Genomic DNA, 24,236 nt, shown 5'->3' with positions numbered 1-24,236 from the left:
CTTGCATGGTCATGACGTTATATCCCCTTTGGGCACGCGGTACATCTTGGGCGAGGTGCCGAGTGCCTGTTTGTAGCGATAGGTGGTCTCCTTCACCAGCCGTTGGGCGATGGGGCTGTCCGGATCATCCAGATTGCCGAACACCAGCGCCTTGGTGGGGCAGGATTCCACGCAGGCCGGCTCCTTGCCCGCCGCCAGATTGGTCTTGCGGCAAAAGTCGCACTTATCGGCAACCTTGGTCACAGGGTTGATAAAGCGCACCTGATAGGGGCAGGCGGCGAGGCAATACATGCAACCGACGCAGAGATCCGCGTCCACATCGACGATGCCATCCTCCTTGCGGATATGGGAGGCTCCGGTGGGGCAGACATGCACGCAGGGGGCGTTGTCGCAGTGCTGGCAGGACTTGCGAAAGAAGCGGTACTCGGCGTCGGGAAATTCACCGACCGGGCCTGAACGGATGATCTCGAGCCGCGAGACCCCTTCCGGCACTTTGTTAACTTCCCGGCAGGCATCCATGCAGGCGGTGCAGCCGATGCAGGCCGTCTCATCGTGGATCATGCCATAGCGTATCCCGTCGATGGTCTGGCTGTGGGCGAGGGGGGTGGCAAGGGAGCGGGTGTTGGCACGAGCAGTCCCCGTCATCATGATAAGGGCCCCCGCGCCCATGCCCGCCATAAAATCACGGCGAGAGCAGCTCATGAGGCCTCCTTGCCGGTAGCCGGTTTGGACTGCTCCTGCCGGGCCTTGCTGGCCTCATGCTGCTTGCTGTGACAGTCGACGCAGAGCTTGATGCGGGATTTTTCCGGGATCCCCACCATGGGCTCCTTGGCCGGATGCAACTGGTGGCAGCTGGTGCAGGTGAGCTTGGTGGCGTGCACGTCGTGGGCCCAGAGCGCCTCGCGAAGCTCTTTGGGCTCGTGGCAGCTCATGCAGACCCCGTTCTGCTCGCTGATGGGATAAAGCTTGATGCTCTCTTTATCCTTCAGGCTGTGGCTAAAACGCATCACATCCTTGACCCCTTCCCGATGCTGAGGGGAGGGCTGACCGTGGCAGTTGGTGCAGGTGACAGGTGCCAGGTTGTTGGGATTGGTCGCCTGACCATGCTTGCCGTGCATCCCCTCGCTCTGCTCCTTGTGACAGTCGGTGCAGGCCTTGTCGGGATTGCGTAAAAATTCCACCTCATGTGTAGCTGAAACAGGGGCTGCTGCCGGCTCGGCCGCCTGACCCTGCAGGCTGGTCAGCAGCATGGCTGCCATCAGCATCAGTCGTAAGAAATCCATCGTTAAATCACCCATAGGAAGCCTCCATCCGCTGCGGGCCTGGTCTGACCGGGCCCGCAGGCGCCGTTACTGTGCCAGCCGTCCGGCCGCTTTGGCCTCGGCATCCCAGGCGGGGACCGTGGTCTTGAGGAACTGGGCCTTGTCGCTGTTGAACTGCTTCATATCCATGCCAAGGGCGGCTTGCGCTTTCTCCTTGGTGGAGATGTCGGGGATGGCGATTTCGTGGCTGATCCCCTTGCTGGCCAACAGGCGTGCCAGCTTGGTGCGGGCGTCAGCGGCTTTATCCAGCGCGCTGCCAAGTACCTTGAGGGCCACTTCGGGGGCGTGCATCTGCACCCCGTGGGAGGCGATGGCGTAGTCCCAGCGCCACTGGGCGTGCCGGATGTCCTGCAGAATATCCTTCATCTCTGCCTCGGTGGCGCCGGCATCCCAGGCCGCCTTGGCTTCAAAGTGGGCATGTACCAGCTGCTTCTCGACCTTCAGCTTGGTTTCGATCACCGCCTCTTTGCGCTGTTTGACAATCCCTTGCAGCATCTCCTTGCTCTGGGTGTGGCAGTTGCGGCAGGTCTGCTCGAAACGATCGAAGGGGTTACCCACCTTGTGATCCGTGTAGACCTTGCCCTGCTCGTTCTGCACCTTGGGCATGTGGCAGTCGACACAGGCGACGTTGTTCTGGCCGTGAATGCCGGCGCGCCAAGTCTCGTACTCGGGATGCTGGGCTTTCAGCATGGGGGTCTTAGAGAGGGCATGGGTCCAGTCGGCAAAGCCGATTTCATCGTAATAGGCCTCCATCTGCTCCACCGTGGTGCCCTTGTCCCAGGGGAATTTGACCGCCTTGGTGGGGCCGCTGAAGTAATACTCCACGTGGCACTGGCCGCACACCTGGGACTGCTGATCAAAGCGCCCCTGCTCCTTGAACGGCTTGCCGATGGCGGTCATGGCCCGATCGGCATAGGGACGGGAGAGGTGCAGGGCAGGTTTGCCCTCCTTGAACTCCTTCGAGGCGGTGTCGTGGCAGTCGGCGCAGCCGATGGTGTTGACTACTTCCGGCCCGCCTTTTGCCCACATCCCCTTGAAGTAGCCATCCTCACCCTTCTCGTCGATGACGCGGGCCACATCCGGGCCTTTGCAGCTCCAGCAGGCCATGGGCAGGGGGCCATCTTCGGCGGTCTTGGGGGCGCCAGTACGCAGGGTTTCCCGCACGTCGGTCAGCGCATAGAAGTGACCGCGCGGCTTGTTGTAATCCTTGGAAAAGGGGTAACCGCCCCACAGCACCACCATATTGGGATCTTCCGCCAGTGCATCGGTGCGCTCCTTGCTTTCGCTGGTGGCTTGCCAGCTGGTGAACTGATCGGCGTGATCCTTGGCGAACAGCTCGCTGCGCGCCTCTATCTTGCCCTTGGTGGTTGAGTCATCAGCCAGTGCCCAGCCGCTGGTGCCAAGGCTGGTAGTCAGTAGCAGGGCGGCGAGGCCCAGTTTGATATGCCTGTGTTGTGAACCCACGTTTATCACTCCCAGATAAATGTTTTGGTCTCGTCTGACCCGTTCCATCTTGGTGTGGATCTTCCCCCCGTCGGGCGGGGTGGGCAGACATTCGCTTGCGGGTGAATAAAACCGCGCAATATGTGATTGCTCGAGGGTTACCCTAACAAATAGGTAAATTTAATGATGATTTATCGGAGGGAGAGTTGTGCCAGATCAATTGGTGCACAGGATTGATTGCTGAAATGAGATCTGGATTAAATTTTATGGAAACTCAACTTCTTGTTAACTGCCGAGCATTCGATGGCAGGCGTTTGATCGATACAGTTACGTACTGGCAATTTTTGCCAGCTGAGCTGGATTGCTGCCGTATTGTTCACACATTTTGGCAATGTTTCATGCTAATAATTGACTAAATATGCAATCTTGCGGTGTTGTGGCATGAACTGTTGACCTTCGGATTATGATCCATTTGTTGAAGCTACAGTGGATCTATCGTCAAACGACAGAAATGGTCACATGGAGTCTGATAGACCTATTAATAAAGGTGATGTGATTGGGGTCATCCAAATCTCATTTTATTTAAAAAGGCCTGTTCGATGCACAATCTTGTAAGTTATGGCCATTTTATGGCAATAATTGTCGAAAATAGCGAAAAGACCCACTTAGTCTGGTGCGGTATGATTATTGAACAGACAAGTACCCTGTAGGTACTGATGTTGGTGGTTAAGGTTTTGCTGGAGGTTGTATGGCAGAGTTGCAAATTGAAAAGTCCACGGTGATCACCCAACTCGAGGGCTCCGTGTTTGTCATCAGTGCAGATGGATCTGTCATACGAGCAAAGGTGGGGATGGCATTGCAGCCGGGGGATCGCCTGCAAGCTGCCCAAGATGGCCACTTTCAACTAGCCGAGCCGGGCAGTGATCCTGCTGGTGAGCAAGATATGGCCGCCAAACCTGAGCCCGCCACACCTGCTGCTGATGGGCAACCGGCCGATCCGGAACTGGCCTCGTTGCAAGAGGCGATCCGTCAGGGGATTGACCCGACCGAATTGTTCCAGGAGACCGCTGCCGGCAACGCAGCCGCTGCGGGTAATATCGGTGGTGTAGCCGGTTCCAGCTCGGGTGGATTTGTGGTGGTCGATCGTACCAATGACGCCACCCTGGCCGAGGCCGGTTTTGATACCGACCATGCGGTGCAACCTGTTGGCGATGAGCTGCTGTTTTCCGAAGAGCGCGATTTCTTTGCTGCCATCACCATCACCGAGCCCCAAACCAGCGACAACATTATCAACGCCGATGAAGCGGCTGGCGTCATCATTCGTGGTGTGGTGGATGATGTGGAGGTAGGCCAGCCAGTCACTGTGACCCTTATCGATCAGGCGGGAAATTCACTGACGGTGACGACAGTGGTGCTGCCCGGCCTGGTGTGGGAAGCCAATTTTGGCGATGTGACCGGCAAGCTGGTGGATGGCCCGTTGCAGATTGTGGCCAATACCCAGGATCAGGCGGGCAACAATGCCAGCGACACCGGACAGACTCTGCTCGATACCATCACCACCATTACCCTCGATCTCGCCGATGAGAGCGACACCGGCGCCAGCCAGACTGATGATCTGACCCGCGACAATACCCCGCTGCTGCAAGGAAAGGGGGAGCCCGGTGCCACCGTAACCCTGAGCCTTGGCGGCAGCGTGCTCGCCGTCCTGACGGTGGATGCCGCCGGTAACTGGCAATATCAGCTGCCGCAGACCCTGGCCGATGGCCAGTACCAGTTTCAGGTCAATTCCGTGGATATTGCCGGCAACCGCGCCAGCGATACCCTCGTTATCAATGTCGATACTCAGGCCTTCATCGATATCGATGATCTCGATACCACTGCCCTGTTTGGCAACAGCAGCGCCACCCTGAGCGGTTCCACCAGCAATGTGGAAGCGGGTCAGAGTGTCACCATCACTCTGGTCGACAGCAATGGCCAGCCGTTGTTGACCACCTCGGCACAGGTGGGGGCCGATGGCCGCTGGCAGGTATCAGGTCTTGATCTCTCCGGTATCAATCAATCCTTTGAAGTACGTGCCAGTGTCACCGATCTGGCGGGCAACAGCGCCAGCGATGGGGCGCCGCTGATCGGTCAGAGCGAAACCCTGACGCTCTCTGAAGCCGGATTGGCCGGTGGCCCGATCACCGCGACCGGTAGTCTAAATACCGGTGCCGGCCAGGATGGCAATCTGCAAGTCCAGTTTGCCGCTGATCAGAGTGCCTTGGAAGGGTTGGGGCTCGTCAGCCATGGCGCGCTTCTTGGCTACACCATCAACGGTCAGACCCTGACCGCCAGTGCTGGTGGGGCGACTGTCTTCACCCTGACCCTCAACAATGACGGCAGTTACCGCATCGTCTGGAGTCAAAGCCTGGATCACGGTCAGGACGCGTTGCGCCTGCCATTCAACCTCGAATATCGCGACAGTGACGGCGATCTGGTGAAGGCGCCGCTGGTGATCAATCTGGTGGACAGCAATCCGCCCAGTTTCGAGATCCCGGCCATTCCCCTGACCGAAGATGCCTTTACCAACGGCGCCGCCGTGGTGGGCGAGAGCAGCTTTGTGGTCAAACACACCGCCGATCCTCTGCTGGTGGATTCGTTGGTGTTCAGCAATCAGAGCAACACCCTGACTACCCTCAACGGATCGGGTCTTGCCAGCGATGGTCATCCGCTGACCTTTGAATTTGCCGATGATCGCACCTTGGTGGGTTACTACCTGGATGGCAGTGGTCAACGGGTGGAGGTGCTGCGTGCCGAATTGAATGCGCAGCAGCAGGGCAGCGATCTGGCTGGGCGGGTGGTGGTCACCCTCACCGGCCCGCTCGATCATCAGGGGAGCGACACGCTTTCCCTCGATTTGCAGGTGAGCGCCAACGAGATAGATGGCGACAGCACCAGCGCCAACCTGACGTTGACTGTCAATGATGGCAGTGATCCCGCATTGGGCATCGACAAGGGGGTCGCCCTGCAAGAGGGGGGCAACCAGAGCATCGATGGCCAACTGCCGGTGACGGTGGGGAGCGATCGTCTGGTCTCCCTCAACTTTGAGGCCAGCCAACCGGCGCTGGATGGGCTCACCAGCCAGGGCAAGGCGACGACTTACGAGGTTCAAGACAACCAGCTGATCGTCAAAGATTGGCAGGGCAAGGCAATCCTCACCGTTACCATCGGGCTGGATGGCAAATACAATGTCTCCCTGACCGGGGTGTTTGACGAGCCGGAAGCGACCAACAGCCTCAACCTTGGCCTGAAGGTACAGGGTTCAGATTTTGACGGCGACAAGAGCAATCTCGGCACCCTCAATATCACCATTACCGACGGTGCCTTGCCGCAGGTTAATCCTGTCTCCCTCACGCTCACCGAAGATAGCAACTGGCAGCAAGGCCAGACCCTTAACGGTGATCTGACTATCACCGCGGGCAGCGATCCGCTGGCCAGCATCACCTTCGATGCCAACCAGCCGGGGCTGCAAGGGTTCACCTCGGGCAAGCAGGCCGTGACTATCACGGTGGCAGACCATCTTATAGAGGGGCGTACCCCCGATGGCAAGCTGGTGTTTGAGCTGACCCTCGGTAACGATGGCAAATACAGCTTCACCCTCCATCAACCGCTGGATCAGGGCAGTGCCGACAGCCTGCTCAAGGCGGGCTTTACCCTGCTCGACAGCGATGGTGACAAGGTATCCTCCACCATTACCGTGGCGGTGGGTGATGGTGCCAATCCGACCATCTCCGCCGTGACTGGCACCACCATCACCGAGATGGCGCAAGGGGAGACGGCTGCCGTCAGTACCATGAGTTTCTCGGTCGCGCACGGCAGCGATGCCCTTGACCCAGCATCCCTCGGTTTTGATATCGCCGCTATCCAGAGCACCTTGACCGGATTGACCAGTCATGGCAACCCGATCACCTTTTCCCTCGATGCCAATGGCCAGCTGGTCGGAACCGCCGGTGGCCAGGTGGTGCTGCGCGTCGAGCTGAGCCTGGTCGATAACAACGGTAACTGGAGCGTCACCGCCAAGGTCACCCTGAGCGGCGAGCTGGATCACAAGGGGAGTGAATCCCTCAACCTGCCGCTTGCCGTCACCCTGGCTGACAAGGATGGCGATCGCATCGGTACCACGTTGCCGCTCACCATTGCGGACGGCAAGGCGCCGAGCTTTATCCCGGGCAAAGGCGTGTCCCTGGATGAGGGGGACCTCACCGGCAGCAACAGCTTGAGTCAAACCGGTCACTTCGATGTGCAAGCCGGGTCGGATCGGGTGATCGAGGTGGCCTTTGCCGATGGCAGCGAACAGCCTGCGCTGACCGCATTGGGTAAACCGGTGCAGTACGAGCTGGTGGATGGTGACCCGCTGATCCCGGGCAGCCAGCTGCTCAAGGGTTATGTGATGGTGGATGGCCAGCGGGTCGAGGTGTTCGAGGTCAAGCTGATTGGCAGCCTCGATCAGGCGGGCAAGAACGGGTTTGACTATCAGGTCACCCTCTATCAGGGGCTTCATCAGGGCGGCAACGCCGTGACCGAGCTGCCCATCAAGGTGATCGTCAACGATTACGACAAGGCGGGCGGTAACAACGACAGCACCAGCGGCACCCTCAATATCCAGATTGGGGAAGGGGAGAAACCGACCCTCACCCTGACTGGCGTGACCTTAAGCGAAGGGCGCTTCGATGGCGCCAACTCGGCCACCGACGACCAACAGACGAGCGGTAAGATCACCATCAAGGCTGACTCGGATCCGGTGACTGATGTGCGATTGACCCTCTCCGGTCAGGTCATGGATGTCAGCGGCAAGCCCATTACTCACAATGGCGAGAGCTTGAGCTGGAAAGCGGTTGGCACCGATGGTCACACCTTCCAGGCGGTGACCAGTGGTGGTCTGGTAGTGATGACGGTCTCCATCCCCACAGTGCCCGCCACCATCGCCGCTCACACCAGCGCAGAGATAGGTTATCAGGTAACGGTGCATACCAACCTGGATCACGGGGCAGACAACAAGCTGGAACTGAATCTGCCGGTCGAAGTCACCGACAGCGACGGCAGCAAAAATCAGGGCACCGCCACTGTCACGGTGACTGATGGCATCAACCCGATCATATCCGCCATTGAACCGGTTCGGGTCGAGGAGTCTGATCTCGATGCAGTGAACGGTCAGCATCCGGGGACCACACCTGCAGGGAGTGGAGAAACCGATAGTGGCAAGGTGACCATCACCGCCGGTTCGGATCGGGTTGCCTCCCTTGAGCTGGATGTGGCTGCATTCAATCAGGCCAATCACCTCATGTCGGGTGGCAAAGCGGTTACGCTGGCTCCACACAGCACCGGCTGGTATCTGGCTACGGCCGAGGGGGGCAAGCCCGTTTTCTGGGTCCACCTCGATGTTAACGGCAGTTACAGCGTTCATCTGGTAGGCCAGCTTGATCACGGTGCACAAGGCAAGGATGAGTTGACCATCGAAGTGCCGCTGTTTGTCACCGATCATGATGGCGATCGCAGTACGAACGTCAGTGTGACCGTGACGGTACAAGATGACATGCCTATCGGCACTGTGCTGGCACATACCCTGAGCGAGGGGAGCAGTACCGTGACCGGCGATCTGCTGCCTACCGCCAATGAAGGTGCGGATGGTGCCCGCGTCGAGTCGATTACCATCAATGGCCAGACGTACGCCATCAATGGCTCTTTGATACAAGATGTGATGAGCCCCGATGGCAAGCAGGTGATGGGAACCCTGACCATCTCTGCCGATGGCTCCTACTCCTTCAATCCTGCGGCCGGTTTCAATCACGATGCAAGTCAGCTCAGTCAGGTGGTGACAGCCCATCTGGTCGATGGCGATGGCGATCGTGCAGACAGCACACTGACTCTCAATCTGCAGGATGAAGCGGTGCGCTTTACCGTTAGCGCAGCCATTGGTAACGAAGATCAGGGGGCGCAAGACCCGAGGCTGGGTATCCCTATCAACATGCAGCTCGATATTGGCGATTTCGATCGCGGTGAGCATGTGGATCAGTTGCTTATCCAGGCGCCTGCCAATGCCCATGGCACCTTCTATTACAACGGCGTAGCGCTTACCACTACGGCTGATGGCAAGTGGTTTATCGTGCCGCCAGCGGCCATGGTGACCAGTGATAATGTTCACTACACCACTCAGGGGGTGACCTTTGTGCCTTCAAGCAACTGGTCGAGCTGGAGCAATGGCGGTCAGCCGCTGCACTTCCAGGTGCAACTGCAGGTCGGGGTCACCGAAGGGGCAGCACCTGCGGCTGTAACGGGCGATCTGGCTGTGACAGTGCGCGGCGTGGCCGACAAGCCGATGTGGGACACAGCCAACACCACTCGCCACTATGACACCAATGAAGACAGCACAGGTATCAAGCTGGACGTCAAGGCAAGCCTGACTGATACCGACAGCTCCGAGACGTTGACCTATCAGATCAAGCTGGAAGCGGGCAAGGGAACCCTGATGCTCAACGGAGTCGAGCTCAAGCCAAATAGCAATGGCATCTACACCGTTTCGGCCGGCAACATCAACAAAGTGACTGTGGTTCCGGGCAAGGATTTCAGTGGTGACATCAAGCTGTCGGTGACGCCGATCAGCACCGAGAAGAACCCGATCGCTCAGGGTCAGGGTATGGCGCAGGGAGACAAAATTGATCTGGTGATCAATGTCAATCCGGTGGCCGATGACGCCAAGCTCACCGTGCGTGACATTCAGGGCAAGGAAGACACCCTGCTCGATCTGGGCAGCAAGATTGCCCTTGCTCATCTGGGTGACAAACTCGATGGCTCCGAACAGATGTTTGTCCGCATCAGTGGCCTGCCTGACGGCGCAACCTTGTTGCTGGGTGGTTCCGCCGTTGCACAGAACATAGCCGGTTACTATGAGGTTCCTTTTGATCGGATTGGCGAACTCAAGCTGCAACCGCCGAAAAACAGCAACGTTGATTTCGATCTGACCATCAAGGGGGTGGTGAAAGACACGGCGACCTTGACCGATGCCAACGGCCAGACCCATACCGTGGTGAACGAGAAGGAGACCGGCTCCCAGACCCTTCATGTGGATCTGGTGGGGGTGGTGGATCAGCCTCACTTCGAGCTTGGCAATACCGGCTGGGAGGTCGAGGGGACAGGCTATGCCACCACAGTGGGTGAGGATGGACGGGCACCGCTCAACTTTACCCTCACCTCGGGCGAGTGGGTCGATACCCCGCACGACACTTCCGAGAGCCTCAACGTGGTGCTGCAAGGGCTGCCGGAAGGTGCTCGGGTCTTTGATGCCAATGGCAAGGAGCTGACCCTCACCTTTGCCGGACTCGACGCCCATGGCAAGCCGACCTATCAGGTCGATGTCTCCGATTTTGGCAACCTGCTTATTCAGCCGCCCCATAACAGCACGGCGGATTTGAACCTGATCGCCAAGGTGGTGGTGACCGAGAACGATGGCGACCACAAGAGCTTCGATGTGCCGCTGCATATCAAGGTGGAACCGGAGATTGACGCCACCGACTACAGCAAGACCAGTCATGGCCTGGAAGATCAGTTCACCGTGCTGGACTGGCATCCGACCCTTACTGACGGCGCCGAGAAAGTCACGGCGCTGAGTCTCTCCGGGGTGGAGGATGGCTACCAGATCTGGCTGCGAGTCGGCGGTGTCGAGAGCCAGCTGACCGTGGTCAGTGGCAAGGTCACCCTGACTGCTGCCCAGCTCGACAGCCTGCTAAACGGGGGGCAACTGCTGGTGAAGGCGCCGGAGGATAGCGATCGGGATACCACTATCCAGAGCCATGTTACCGTGACCCAGCATGATGTGGATTCGGGCGCGGTGGCCGAGAAGGTGATCGATGGCAATCTGCATGTCGATATCCAGGCCGTGGTGGAGCCCGATGGCGTGCTGACCCAGAGCGGTGGAGCTCTCGTGGGGCAGAGTGGGGCTGATATAGACCTGACTGGACGCTTCGTCTTTACCGACCTCGATCCCTCGAGCGTGGAGGAGATCGACTATCTGGTGATCAACCTGCCGGTGTTGAACGGTGGTGCAGGCGATCAGTTCGTGGTGGTTGGCGGTATCAACAACGGTAACGGCAGCTGGATCGTGCCGGCGGGCAACCTCGGCAGCTTCAAGCTGCATGCGCCGGACGGGTTTGTCGGCAAGGTCGAACCGATCCGCATCGATGCCATGGTGATCGACCGGGGCGATGATGGCGATGCCAGTGCCCATGTCAAAGTGAGCCTGCAAACCAGTGCCGAATTTGAAAACAAGCCAGTGACGCCCAAGACGCCGGCGGCGACTGTCGATATCGACGACAACGCCGTGCTGGTGGGCAAGGAGGATATCCGGGTTGATTTTGGTCAGCAGCTCAAAGGCGTGATCCATATCGGCGCCGCCGATCAGGCCAGCGACGAGGTGACCATTGTCCTCAAGGGGTTGCCTGCGGGCGTGACCATCAGCGGGGCCGAGTACAACATCTCGACCGGTGAATACGTCATCAAGGTGCCGCCGTCACTGGCGGGCCTGGAAGGGTTGACCCTTGGCTTGCCACAGGACTTTGCCGGTTCGCTCAATATCGAGGTGAAGGTGGTGAATACCGATACCGCCAGTGGCGATATCAAGGTTGACAGCAGCACGGTTAGGGTCGATGTGGCCCCCGTAGTCGATGTGAATGGTGGTCGTGGCGAGCATCCGGAACTGACTCTGACCGTTCAGGACACCAACCAGGACGGGCAGCCGGACAATCTGGAAGATAGCGAGATCCACCTCGATCTCTCGGTGAAACTGGCCGATATCAGCCCCTCCATCGCGGGCGGCGGTCTCGAAACCGTTGAGCGGGTCACCATCACGGTGGATGCCAAATATGGTTACTTCCTCGATGGCAGCGGCAAGCCGGTCAACATTCTGGTTGTGAGTGATATGGCGGCACTTAAGGATTTGGTGTTTGTGCCCAAAGAGCATTTCAGCGGTCAGGTACCGCTCGACATCAAGGTCGATATCGTCGATACCGCGCTGGTCGGCGGCCAGCAGGTGACTGACAGCGGCAGCTGGAGCGGCCAGGTCGGCTTTGAGGTGAGACCGGTCAACGATCCGGCCCAGCTCTCGGTGCACAGCGTCACGGGGAGCGAGGATGGCACGGTCAACCTTGCCGGATTTGGCGCAACCCTAATCGATAACGATGGCTCGGAGCAGATCGTCGCGCTGCAGATCAAGGGGGTACCGGATGGCTTCACCCTGTCGGCTCCGGCGGTCAACAATGGTGGCGGCGTCTGGCAGATCCCGGTGGGGACCGATTTCTCCAAGCTGACCCTGATCCCGCCAGCTGATTTCAGCGGCACCGTGGAGCTGTCGCTGAGCGCCTTTACCCTCGACAAGGGGCTCACCATTCCGCTCGAAACCAGTAGCAGCTTTACCGTCACCGTCAATCCGGTGGGGGATGCCCTTATCGCTGACATTCAGGGTCAGGCGAGCGGTACCGAAGGGGATGTGATCACGCTGGATCTGGGGCTGGAGACCCGGGATACCCAGCCAACCGGCGGCAGTGCGGGTAATGTGCATGAGAACAAGCCAGAGCAGGTGCGGGTCACCATCGAAGGGGTGCCTGATGGTGCCGAGATCCGCTTGCCAAATGGCGTGGCGGGAACGGTTGTTGATCTGGGTGGCGGTCGCTGGCAGGTCACTACCGAGGGCGGCAAGCTGGGTACGGTCGAGCTGGTGACCAATGATGCCAACGGTGCACTGGATCTCAAGATCACCGCCCAGAGCCTCGACAACGGCGCCCTTGGCCCCGAGGTCAATGGCACCATCCATGTGGATGTAAGCCCGGTCAACGATGCGCCAATCAACGTATTGCCAACGACCCCTCAAGTCGCGCAGGAAGATCAGCCCTTCGTTATCCACGGTTTGCAGGTGAAAGATGTGGATGCGGGCAACAGCCCCATCAAGATCACCCTCTCGGTGGAGCATGGCACCCTGACGCTACCTGCTGGCAGCGGCGTGACGGTGGTCGGAAACGGCACCGGTTCGCTGGTGCTGACCGGCACGCTGGCCGATCTCAATGCCTTGCTCTCTGGTGGGGTCACCTATCAGGGCAACAGTGATTTCTACGGCAATGACGCCCTGACCATGGTCACCAACGATCAGGGGAACACGGGGAGTGGCGGGGCACTAAGCGATACCGATGTGCTGCCCATCGAGGTGCAGCCGGTCAATGATGCCCCGGTCAATCAGCTGCCTGGCAGCATGACGGTGAAGGAAGATGGCTCCCTGTCGCTCTCCGGCGTCAGCGTGAAGGATGTGGATGCAGGCAGTGCGCCTGTCTCCATGGTGCTGCGGGTCGAACATGGTGTACTGACCTTGCTGGGTGCAACCGGTGCCGTGATGGTGCAGGGGGCGGGTACCAGCGAGATCACCCTGGTGGGGTCGCTGGCTGATCTCAACCAGTTGTTGGCAAGCAACCTGCACTATGAACCGGCCAAAGATTTTTGGGGAGAAGATACCCTTACCGTCACTACCTCCGATCAGGGCAACAGCGGCGCGGGCGGTTCTCTGAGCGACACCGATCAGGTGACCATCACTGTCACCCCCGAGCCGGATATGCCGGGTCTGACGGTGGATCAGCATGCGTTCCATGCCTTGCAGGGGGCCGTTATCCCCCTTGGCATCAATGCCAGCGTGGTCAATCCGGCCACTGGCGAGCTCTCCATCCGCATCAGCGGCCTGAATGGGGCGCAGGTGCAGGACGAGCATGGTCAGAGCGTCGGTCATGCCGATGGCAATGGCGACTGGCTGATCTCGGCCGATCACTCGGTTCCGCTCTACTTCAGCGGTTTTGGCGACGGTGACCATGTGCTGGGGATCAGTGCCGAGTCGAGTGTCGGCGGCTCAACCGTCAGCACGCCCCTTGAGACCATTACGGTGCACGGCCAGAGTGGTCATGAGCTGGTCGGTTCCGATCAGGGGGATTGGCTGTTTGGCTCCTCAGGCGATGACCGTCTGCTGGGGGGCCATGGCAACGACATTCTCACCGGCGGGGCTGGCAGCGATCTCTTCGTCTGGCAGCACGGGGATGAGGGGAGTCAGGGGCAGCCCGCCATCGATACCATCACCGACTTCCATCCGGAACAGGGGGACAAGATCGATCTGGCTGATATGCTGCAAGGGGTCACTGGCAATGGTGTCGATGATCTGCTCAAGCATCTCTCAGCCTCGGTGACCACGGGGAGCAATGGCCTGAGCGATGTGAACCTCTCGGTAGCGCCAGCCGGGGATGGTCATGTGACCCAGCAGATCACCCTGAAGGATGTGGATTTGAGCAGCTGGAATCTCACCAGCACCTCGTCCCACGATATCCTGCAGAGCATGCTGGAAGATCAACATAGCCTGATCATCCAGCACCCCTGATAGCGTGCGTGAAGCGTAAAAAAGAAGAGCCGGCAATTGCCGGCTCTTTGTTTATCTCTGCGTGGATTGTTTTTATGCGGCCGCAAGGGCCGGGGATTCAGGCCAACGCCTGGGCCAGCAGGTGGATCGGATGTTCACAGCGGAAGCTGGTGCTCATCTCGATCTGCCATTTGCAGGTCTCGCAATCGGTGATCACCAGATCGGGGGAGAGGCGGTTGATTTGATCAAACAGCCCCTCACCGATGGTCTGGCTGGTCTGGTAGTTCTCCGACTTGAAGCCGTAGGTGCCGGCGATGCCGCAGCACTGGGACTCCAGCACCGTCACCTTGACCCCGGGAATGGCGCGCAGCAATTCGAGGGTGTAGATGACGCCCCCCATTTTTTCCATATGGCAGGGGGTGTGGTAGGCGATGTGCAGATTGAGCGGCTTCATCGCCGGTTTGTTGCCCTTGTAGAACTCGTTCCACAGGAAGCGGGTCACCAGCGAGATGCGATCCCGCACCTTGTGGTTGTCCTGCTCCAGCAGGTGGGGATATTCATCGCGCAGGGTAAAGCCGCAGGTGGAGGAGGTAGCCAGCAGCGGCATCTCGTTGCCGAGCAGGGAGTTCTCCATCTGCTTGATATTGAACGCTGCCTGCTGTTTGGCCTTGTCCATGAAGCCGTTGGCAATGAGCGGCACGCCACAGCACTTCTCCCGCTCCAGCAACTGCACGCCGATGTTCATGGCGTTGAGCACCTGCACCAGCTCCTTACCAAGCTGAGGATGGTTGTAGTTGACGTAGCAGCCGTGGAAGTAGGCGATCTGCCGCGCAAAGCGGGCCTGAGATTCTTTTTGCTTCTTGTACCAGCCGCGGAAGGTGCCCTGGGAGTATTTGGGCAGGCCGCGGTGGGATGAGACCCCCAGCGCCTTGTCCAGCACCAGCTTCATCGGCTTGAGGCCGGTGGTGAAGTTGACCACCGGGGCCATCAGGGTAGACATGCTGCCCATCAGATCGGTGTGAGAGAGCACGAACTCGCGGATCCCCGGTTTGAAGCCGCTGTACTGGTGTTTGGCCTTGGCGATGATGTCGCCGATGCGCACCCCGCTCGGGCAGGCTACTTCGCAGCGTTTGCAGTTGGTGCAGTGCTTGAGGGCGCTGTCAAAGAGCTCGGGGCTCTTGATGCGCAGCCGCTCGCCATCCGGGCCCGCCTGTTTCGGGCCGGGGTAGGCGGGGTTGGCCTTGGCAACCGGACAGTAGGCGGTACAGACGGTGCATTTGATGCACTGATCGAAAGTTTGGTTGGCGTGATCCAGTAGCATGTCAGTTCTCCTCCCGGCGATGATGAAGACACGGGATATGGGACGTAGTAATCATTGGGCCGCGCCCAGAATATGGCCGGCAGCCTGCCAGCCGGTGGCAACGGCAACGCCGGAGCCTGAGCCCTCTTTAATAGGGTCGTAATGGGCCAAGACACTGCCCGCGCCATAGAGGTTGGTGAGTGGCTTGCCGCCGCGCAGCACCCGCAGCTTGTCGTCAGTCTTGACCCCGAAGCCCATGAAGGGGTGGTGGTCGAACAGGCGGCGACCGGCCCAGGCGTCACGCTCCTCCAGACTCAGCACATCGGCATCGAAGATGGGCTCGCGAATGCCACGCAGACGGGACTCCAGCCCACGGCTGAAGAAGCTGCCGGAGGCGAGCACAAAGTTGTCCGCTTCAAACAGCTGATCATCGCCATTCTGGGTGTGTACGCCGACCACCCGGTCACCTTCGTAACGGGCGCCCAGCACCCGCTCGCTGGTGAGGAAGGTGCCACCAAGGGCCACAAAGCGGCGCTTGAGCGCCTCCTGCATCCGCATGCCGATGAGTGATGGCGGCATGGTGGCCACCTCCTTGATGGTGCAGCCGGTACGCTGCTCCAGCTCCGCCAGACGCGGGCCTACCAGCCCCAGCGAAAGGCAGGCGGGCAGTACGATATGGCGGCAGCCGGGTACACCGCTCTCCTGCACCATGCGGCTGATCTCGCGGGCCAGATCGGCCACCAGATGATGCTTGTCACACAGGCGCGCGATGTCGGCTGAGCGAAACTCGTGGGGATTGCGGCTGAATTCGGCCAGCTGGGGCAGGCGGATTTCGCCGGTCAGAATGCGGCAGTGGGCAAAGCGCGGATGGGTCGCCAGATTGGCGGCCGCCAGTGCCGGATGAAAGTCGCGAAAGCCTTCGAGGGTGGCCAGCAGCAGCACGTCCGGGATCGGCGCATCGGTCACGCAGGCACAGGTATCGGGGGAGAGCCAGGTGCGCTTGAGGGTACCGATGGGGGTCAGGCGCTGGTGATTGGTGTCTTGGCGAACCAGAGGCAATCCCTGCTTGGCGCAGTGGCGCTGCAGATCGGCCAGACTCGCTTCGATATTTTGCATTCCTACTTTGCTGTAGGGGTGATCCGGATGGGCAGCCATAAAGGCGGGCAGGGCTGCGCGGGGATCCCCCTCGCTTTCCAGCAGATCGACCGAGCCGGAGGAGAAGTGCAGGGCGCTCTGGCCGGATGCCATCAGCAGGGTCTTCTGGCCTGCCTCCACCAGCCGCAGGGCAGCCGAGAGTCCCGCCATGCCACCGCCGATAACGATATTGTCAAACTTCATGACGGCTCTCCTTGTGAGTGGTCTCGCTGGTTGAGCCGCGTGGGGTATCGGCAACCAGCTGCGGCGCCGTCCATTCCCCCAGGCCAAACAGCCCTTCGTAGATCCAGTAGGTAAACTCGGCCTCGCGCAGGGCATCGCCCCACAGGACGGGGCGGGTTCCCTTGTAACGCTCCTCGAGGAACTGGCGCAGCATGACGCAGGCCTGACGACCGTCAGCCTTGCCATACTCCTGCATCAGACCAGCGGCGCGGTAGGCACACAGCTCGCCCTGACAGGGCCCCATCCCCAGACGGGTGCGGCGGCGCAGATCGATGAGGTTGTCCACATCCAGCTCGCGCAGGGCGTATTCGATTTCGCCCGCGGTGACCATTTCGCACTCGCAGATAAGGGCGTTGGCTTTCGGATTGTCACGGAAGAAGGCGATGACCCGCTCGCCGTGGCGGTACTGGGCGGAGCCTTCGACCGGCACCGAGAGACCGGGGGCGGAGACCTTTTCCGGATCCCGCGAGCCGGGCAGGCTCAGTTCGGCGGTCTGGCAGGGCTTGCTGTTGCCGAGTTTCTTGGCCAGCAGATCGGTGGCCCATTCCGCCATCAGGCGGTAGGTCATCAGCTTGCCGCCGGTGATGGTGTTGAAGCCCTTGAGGCCGTCACGCTCGGCGTGATCCAGCAGCACGATACCGCGGCTGATGTTGCGACCGGTGTCGTCACCGTCCACCGCCACCAGCGGGCGTACCCCGGCGTAGGCGCGCAGCAGACGGGTGCGGGCCATGATGGGGGCGAGCTTGATCCCCTCGCGCAGCAACACTTCGACCTCTTCGGGTTCGACTGTGAGCTGGTCAATCTTGTTGTAATCAATGCGACTGGAGGTGGTACCGATGAGGGAGATGGTATCGCCGGGCACCAGAATATCCGCATCCGCCGGTTTGCGGGCGCGGTTGAGCACCAACTGGTTGATGCGGTAATCCATGATGAGCAGGGAGCCCTTGGCCGGGAACATGCGGATGCCGAGATCGGCGTATTCGCAAATTTGCTGGCCCCAGATGCCAGCGGCGTTGATCACCTCCTGACACTCTACCTCGAACGCTTCGCCGGTGCGGGTATTGATCGCCTTGACCCCGTGCACCCGATCTTGCGTGCGCAACAGCCCCAGCACCTTGCAGTGGGTGAAGATGCGCGCGCCATGCTCTTTCGCGTCCAGCACGTTGGCGGCGGCGAGGCGGAACGGATCGACCGTCCCATCCGGCACATGGATGGCGCCGATCATCGCCGGGTTGGCGTTGGGCTCCATGCGCAGGGCTTCACCGGGATCGAGCTGGCGGGTTTCGATACCGGCCAGGGCGCAGGCATCCATAAAGGTGGTTTGGAAATTGATGTCATCTTCCGGCAGGGTGAGGAAGAGGCCGCCCGTGTCTTCGACACAGTGGCTGGCGATCCGCTTGAGGATGCGGTTTTCCTGGATGCATTCGCGGGCGGATTCCTGATCTGTCACCGCGTAGCGGGCACCGGAGTGGAGCAGGCCGTGGTTGCGACCGGTGGTGCCGGCGGCAATATCATCGCGCTCGAGCAGGATGCAGTCGATGCCGCGCAGTGCGCAATCGCGCATGATGCCGGCCCCTGTGGCACCGCCGCCTATGATGACGACTTGTGTAGTTATTCTTTTCATTGTTGCCCGTCTCATCTCTTCCAGATGAGGCCAGTGTGGCCTACTTCTGAGTGAAAATGTTTGATATGGGCTAAATTTGCGCTCGCAAACGCTCATTTGATCGCGCGTTAATGAGCATTATGTGACATTTGTCACGCTTGTTATCACATCGGTTTGTGGGCTGGTGGCGAATAACAGGCACAAAAAAGGGGCATCGGATGCCCCTTGTCACTGTTTGATGAGTCTGGTGGGTGTGTTATGGGTCAGCCGCAGCACTTCTTGTGCTTTTTGCCGCTGCCACAGGGGCAGGGATCGTTGCGCCCCGCCTTGAGGGGGGCCGGATCCTGCTCTCCCTCGGTGTAGACCCAGCGCCCCTGATAACGCACGAAGCGAGAACGCTCATGGAGGCAGTGACGCTCATCCCCCTCCAGAAACCAGGCTTTAAACTCCACCATCCCGGTTTCATCCTCCGGACCGCCCTGGCTGGCGATGATCTCGAGACCATCCCAGCGGGTGTCGATGCGTGAAAGCTCTTCGGCGGTGAGACCGCCAAGGTGGGCCGGGTGCCAGCTATGGACCAGATACTCCCCCAGACCAAGCACAAAAGCGCTGTAGCGCGAGCGCATCAGCTGTTCCGGGGTGTCAGCCACAGCGCCACTGTGACGTGAGCCACAGCACAATTCGAGAGAAAGGGTTGAGCCGCAAGGACAAAGATTCATGATTTTCACGTTCTGGCCGATTTGTTTAAGGGAATTGTAACGAAAGCTGGGCTCGCCCTGCCAGCACCTATACTGATGAGTAAGCAAGGAATTCCAATAAAAACAGCTGCAAGGATGTGAAAGATGACGCTAAAGCAGAAAATCCTGTTACTGGGTGCAGTCCCCGTACTGTTGATGGCCCTGGTGGTTAATCTCAGTAACTACATGGTCTCCAAGCGCGATCTGGAGTCTGATCTGGTGGTGGCGAGGGAAAATGCCATCAAGGAGCGTAAAGCGCTGCTCAGCAGTTACATCATGATGGCCAAAACCGCCGTCGATGCCGTTTATGCGCTGCCGGATTCTCCGGAAAATCGTCAAAAGGTCAAAGAGTTGCTCAGGCCGCTGCGTTACAGCAGTGATGGCTACTTCTTTGTCTATGACTTCGAGGGCAACACCATACTGCTGCCGGTGCGTACCGAGCTGGAGGGGAAAAACCGCTGGAACGACAAGGATGCCAAGGGCAAGTTGCTGATCCAGGAGATCCTCAAGTCGGCCCGTCAGGGGGATGGTTTTACCGAATACTGGACGGCCAAGCCCTCCATCGGTCGCGATGCTCCCAAACTGGCCTTTACTCTGGTGCTGGACAAATACCAGTGGGCCATTGGCACCGGTTTTTATATCGATGATATCGACAACGAGCTGGCGGCCTTGCGGGCAGAGCGCGAGAGTAACATGCATGCCTCGTTGCAGAGCAGTGTGCTGGTGATCCTGTTGATCCTCGGTATCACCCTGGCGGCGACCGTTATTGTGGGCAACCGGGTCACCAAGCCGCTGGCGGATGCGGTGCTGGCATTGAACGATATTGCCAATGGTGACGGGGATCTCACCCAGCGCCTCAAGGTGCAGAGTCAGGACGAGATTGGCCAGCTAGCCAGCGCCTTCAACCGCTTTGTCGAGCGGATCCAGTCGGTGGTGAGTCAGGTGGGCGAGACCAGCAACCACCTCTTCAGCGCGGTCGACAAGTTGCACCATCTGAGCGAGCACTATGACCATCAGATGCAGGGCCACAGTCGCGAGACCGATCAGGTGGTCACCGCGGTGACCGAGATGAGCTCCACCGCGCAGGAGGTGGCGGCCAGTGCCTCCAATGCCGCGACGGCAACCAGCGATGCGGCTCGTGAATCGGACGCCGCCCGGGGTGTGGTGAGCGGGGCCATCAACAGTATCAACCGGCTGGTGGGGGAGGTGCATACCGCCTCCGGCGTTATCGAACAGCTGGCGCAAGAGACCGCCAAGATTGGCTCGGTGGTGGAGGTCATTCGCGGCATTGCCGAGCAGACCAACCTGCTGGCGCTGAACGCTGCCATCGAGGCGGCCCGCGCCGGTGAGCAGGGGCGGGGCTTTGCGGTGGTAGCGGACGAAGTGCGTTCGCTGGCTGGCCGTACCCAGCAGAGTACTAAAGAGATCAACGAGATGTTGCAACGGCTGCAAGGTGGCGTCAAACAGGCGGTGGAGGTGATGCAGGCGAGCGAGGATCGCAGCCAGGAGACGGTGCAGGAGGCGAGCCATATCGCCAGCTCCCTCGACAGCATGGTGATGGCGGTCAGTACCATCAACGACATGAACATCCAGATCGCCACCGCCGCCGAAGAGCAGCATGCGGTGTCGGAGGAGATCAACAAGAACCTGGTGGCCATTCAGCAGATTGTCAGCGAGCTGACCAGCGCGGCGGTGGAATCCAACAGCACCACCCGCGATCTGGCCAGTACCGGCGACAAATTGCGCAAACTGGTGTCGCAATTCCGTTATTGATCTTGTAATGGTCCGTGACGGCAACCACAAGATGCGGCCTGACCCCCGGTTCAGGCCGCACTTTATTTGGGGATTGACCAATAATGTGTGAAAATTGCCAGCCTCTTTTTTTCAGCCTTTGCCCCATACCCTATGAATGAGATCGTGAAAGGTAGTATCGATTTGATCCGGCAGCTCAACTACGGCCTGGTCTATGCCAGCCTGGAAGAGCACAAGGAGCTGTCGCGCACCGATCTCTCCCGTCTGACCGGTCTCTCGCCAGCCAGTATCACCAAGATCACCAGGGAACTGCTCGATGGGGGTCTGGTGGTCACCTGTGGTGAAAGTTCGGTGGGGCGTGGCCGTCGTCAGACCTTGCTGCGCATCAACGAGCGCCGCTTCCAGTTTCTCTCCATGCGTCTTGGCCGTGGCTACGTGGATATGGCGCTGTTTGACTTCTCCGGTCGCTCGCTGGCCCGCCAGCGCCACCTCTTTACCGAGGAGGAGCGCGCCGATCTGCTGGGCAGTCTGGTGCACGCCATCAAGGTGTTTTTGCCGAGAAAGTCCCTCAGTCTGGCCTGTATCGCCCTCTGCCTGCCGGGTCAGGTGGAGCGCCACTCCGGCATGGTCAAACACTTCCCCTTCTACGATCTGCGCAACTGGCCCCTTGGCCCGACTCTGCAACAGGCGTTCTCGGTACCTGTGCTGGTGAGCGGAGACGTGCGCACCTGGATCCAGGCCGAGCGGGAGTGGGGAGCCGCCAAGAATTGCGCCGATGCGGTGCTGGTGTTTGTCCACAACGACATCGGTGTTGGCATGGTGGTCAATGGCCAGCTCATCGAGAGCGAGAATGCGCTGCTCGGGGATCTCAGCCACCTGCAGCTCGAGCCCTATGGCCAGCGCTGCTACTGCGGCGGCTTTGGCTGCGCCTGCACCCTGGTGACCAATCAGGCGCTGGAGGCGCAATACCGGGATCTGCGCGAGCGGATGCAGGAGCACGACTTGCCCGAGAGCGTCACCATACGCGAGCTGTGCGAGCTGGCGCTGGCAGGCAACAGCCTCTGTCAGGATATTCTCCATCAGGCGGCGGGTCGCCTCTCCAAGGTGCTCTCCAATCTCATCTGCCTGCTCAATCCGGGCAAGCTGCTGCTGGGGGGGGAAATCACCCGTGCCGATCGGCTGCTGTTCCCCATGCTGCACCAGTCGCTGGCCAGCCAGTTGCCCGCCGAATATCTGGTGCGGCTGCAGATTGAATCCACCCACTTCTACGAAGATCCCACCAAGCCCACTTCGGTGCAGGTGCACAAGGCACTGCGCGATGGCAGCCTGTTGCTGGAGCTGCTGCGCAGCTGTCAGGAGTCGTAAGGCAAGAGGAGTTGGCTCTGTGTCTGGCGAAAGGGGCACGGATTGCTGTTCCGCCAGCCCGTAACTCGGTACAATCTTGCGCTTTTCCGGCAGTCCCCCTGTTATCGCGCCCTGTGGCGGCGTGACTTGTTGGCACCGCTGCCGTTCCTGTTTTGACTCCAGTTGTGAACCTAGATGAAGCCTGTTCCTGATCACGCCGTCAACCGCCTGCGGGCCTGGCGCAAGAGTATCTCTACCCGACCGTTTCTTGCCCGTGGCGGCACCCTGGCCCGCTGTCCGGCCTGTCAGCTGCGCGAGGATTGGTGTGCCTGCGAGTGGCGCCCCGAGCTCAAAGCCGAGGCCGGTTTCTGCCTGCTGATGTATGACAGCGAGCCGATGAAGCCCTCCAACACCGGTCGCCTCATCGCCGATGTGTTGCCGGATACCACCTGGGCGTTTCTCTGGTCACGTACCCAGCCCCATCCAGAGTTGCTGGCCCTGCTGGCCGATCCCGCCTGGCAGCCCTATGTAGTCTTTCCCGCTTGCGAGAAGGAGCCTGCCCGCCTGACCGGCGAGGTGACGCTGGCACCGGGTAAAAAACCGCTCTTTATCCTGCTCGATGGCACCTGGCCGGAGGCGCGCAAGATGTTCAACAAGAGCCCCTACCTGGACGGTTTTCCGGTGCTCGCCATCAAACCCGATACGCTCTCCACCTATGGTATGCGGGTGGCCAACTGCGATGAGCACCTCTGCACCGCCGAAGTGGCGGCCTGCGTGCTGGAAGTGGTGGGGGAGCTCAATGCGGGGCAGGCACTGCAGCACTGGTTCAATCTGTTCAGCAGCCGCTACATGGCCGGGCGGGTCAGCCGTTTTCCCGGTGCCGATGAGGATCATCTCTGTGAGGCGCTGGCAGCCATCAAGGAAGCGAACGTCGCTTCACCGGCTTGCTAACGGGCACTCTGAGGGTTGGGCTAGGGACGTGGCCGCTCAAATTAATGAAAATCAGGAATCAATTGGCTGCCACTGTTTCGTTAGATTCATGGTCAGTGGCTCGCTAGGATAGCGGACAGCCTGTGCCCCCCGCACAACGTCGTTTTGGTTATCTCCGGTTGCTCCTTCGGGCAACCCACTCTCGTGAGGTCTATGGATGGAATTGGAACTGGTTACCCTGTTTGCCCTGTTTGGTGTGGCGCTTGTCGCCGGCTTTATCGATGCCATCGCTGGTGGCGGCGGCCTGCTGACGGTGCCAGCGTTGCTTGCCACCGGCATGCCGCCCGCGCTGGTGCTCGGTACCAACAAGCTGCAGAGCAGTTTTGGCTCCTTCTCCGCCACCTGGTTCTATGCCCGCAAGGGGCTGCTGGAGTGGGCCATGATCTGGCCTGCGGTGATCTGCACCTTTATCGGTGCGGCCATCGGCACGCTGGCGGTGCAGACCATAGACGCCGCTATTCTCGAGAGCCTGCTCCCTTTCCTGCTGATGGCCTTTGCCTGCTACTTCTACTTCTCGCCGCGGGTAAGCGATGCCGAGAGCTCCCGCCGTCTGACTCCCATGCTGTTTGCGCTGCTGGTGGGGGGCGGTGTCGGCTTTTATGACGGCTTCTTCGGGCCGGGCACAGGTTCGTTTTTTGCCATCGGTTTCGTGGCGCTGGCGGGCTTTGGCATGGCGCGCGCCACCGCCCATACCAAGCTGCTCAACTTCACCTCGAATATTGCCTCCCTGCTGTTCTTTGCTCTTGGTGGCAAGGTGGTGTGGAGTGTCGGTTTTTGCATGGCGTTGGGGCAGTTTATCGGCGCCCGCTTTGGCTCCAAGATGGTGCTGAAAAAAGGGGTGAAGCTGATCAAGCCGCTGCTGGTGACCGTCTCCTTGCTGATGTCTGCCAAGCTGGTGTGGAGCCAGTATCCGGAGCTGTTTGCCTGGATCTGAGCCGCGGCGAGTGTGTGATAA

The 24,236-nt window shown here is 59.9% G+C and carries 12 protein-coding genes; 5 read left to right on the top strand and 7 right to left on the bottom strand.

Annotated elements, in window-relative coordinates:
- Nucleotides 1-9: 9 nt before the first annotated feature.
- From nrfC to nrfA, 3 genes are read right to left on the bottom strand one after another with little or no spacing between them, the layout of a single operon-like run.
- Complete coding sequence (nrfC, locus tag I6L34_RS01010; protein ID WP_058058479.1) at nt 10-702, bottom strand: cytochrome c nitrite reductase Fe-S protein; 693 nt, start codon at nt 700-702, stop codon at nt 10-12.
- A complete protein-coding gene (gene nrfB, locus I6L34_RS01005; RefSeq protein ID WP_216955367.1) occupies nt 699-1,298 on the bottom strand; it encodes a cytochrome c nitrite reductase pentaheme subunit in 600 nt (199 codons plus the stop codon). The genes nrfC and nrfB overlap by 4 nt, the downstream gene beginning before the upstream one ends.
- A 51-nt stretch (nt 1,299-1,349) precedes the next feature.
- Complete coding sequence (nrfA, locus tag I6L34_RS01000; RefSeq protein ID WP_058058487.1) at nt 1,350-2,792, bottom strand: ammonia-forming nitrite reductase cytochrome c552 subunit; 1,443 nt, start codon at nt 2,790-2,792, stop codon at nt 1,350-1,352.
- A 721-nt stretch (nt 2,793-3,513) separates the two neighbouring features.
- On the opposite strand from nrfA, the gene I6L34_RS00995 reads away from it, so the two are divergent.
- The gene (locus I6L34_RS00995) at nt 3,514-14,199 is read left to right on the top strand and encodes a retention module-containing protein (RefSeq protein WP_216955366.1); all 10,686 of its coding nucleotides are present in this window, start codon (nt 3,514-3,516) and stop codon (nt 14,197-14,199) included.
- Nucleotides 14,200-14,296: 97 nt separating this feature from the next.
- Here the strand turns inward: I6L34_RS00995 and glpC are convergent, their stop codons facing one another.
- The 4 genes from glpC to I6L34_RS00975 form a co-directional block, all read right to left on the bottom strand.
- Nucleotides 14,297-15,499, bottom strand: a complete 1,203-nt coding sequence (gene glpC, locus I6L34_RS00990; protein WP_216955365.1) for an anaerobic glycerol-3-phosphate dehydrogenase subunit GlpC — start codon at nt 15,497-15,499, stop codon at nt 14,297-14,299.
- 51 nt (nt 15,500-15,550) lie between these two features.
- Nucleotides 15,551-16,816: a glycerol-3-phosphate dehydrogenase subunit GlpB gene (gene glpB, locus I6L34_RS00985; RefSeq protein ID WP_075115083.1), complete on the bottom strand. Its 1,266-nt coding sequence runs from the start codon at nt 16,814-16,816 to the stop codon at nt 15,551-15,553.
- On the bottom strand, nt 16,806-18,479 hold the full coding sequence (gene glpA, locus I6L34_RS00980) for an anaerobic glycerol-3-phosphate dehydrogenase subunit A (RefSeq protein WP_005352453.1): 1,674 nt from the start codon (nt 18,477-18,479) through the stop codon (nt 16,806-16,808). Before glpA ends, glpB begins: the two co-directional genes overlap by 11 nt.
- Before the next feature lie 242 nt (nt 18,480-18,721).
- Nucleotides 18,722-19,177 carry a YchJ family protein gene (locus I6L34_RS00975; RefSeq protein ID WP_075115082.1) on the bottom strand — a complete coding sequence of 152 codons (456 nt, stop codon included), beginning with the start codon at nt 19,175-19,177 and terminating at the stop codon, nt 18,722-18,724.
- Between the two features lie 123 nt (nt 19,178-19,300).
- On the opposite strand from I6L34_RS00975, the gene I6L34_RS00970 reads away from it, so the two are divergent.
- From I6L34_RS00970 to I6L34_RS00955, 4 genes are all read left to right on the top strand, one after another.
- Nucleotides 19,301-20,968, top strand: coding sequence for a methyl-accepting chemotaxis protein (locus I6L34_RS00970; RefSeq protein WP_075115081.1), 1,668 nt, complete (start codon nt 19,301-19,303; stop codon nt 20,966-20,968).
- A gap of 132 nt (nt 20,969-21,100) precedes the next feature.
- Nucleotides 21,101-22,312, top strand: a complete 1,212-nt coding sequence (locus tag I6L34_RS00965; RefSeq protein WP_005333476.1) for an ROK family transcriptional regulator — start codon at nt 21,101-21,103, stop codon at nt 22,310-22,312.
- 174 nt (nt 22,313-22,486) lie between these two features.
- Nucleotides 22,487-23,242: a tRNA-uridine aminocarboxypropyltransferase gene (locus I6L34_RS00960; protein ID WP_058058471.1), complete on the top strand. Its 756-nt coding sequence runs from the start codon at nt 22,487-22,489 to the stop codon at nt 23,240-23,242.
- Between the two features lie 196 nt (nt 23,243-23,438).
- Nucleotides 23,439-24,215, top strand: coding sequence for a TSUP family transporter (locus I6L34_RS00955; protein WP_058058470.1), 777 nt, complete (start codon nt 23,439-23,441; stop codon nt 24,213-24,215).
- The last annotated feature ends 21 nt before the right edge of the window (nt 24,216-24,236 follow it).

Source organism: Aeromonas sp. FDAARGOS 1404 (assembly GCF_019047085.1).
GTDB lineage: Bacteria > Pseudomonadota > Gammaproteobacteria > Enterobacterales > Aeromonadaceae > Aeromonas > Aeromonas veronii.
This window is presented reverse-complemented; position numbering and strand designations above follow the sequence as displayed.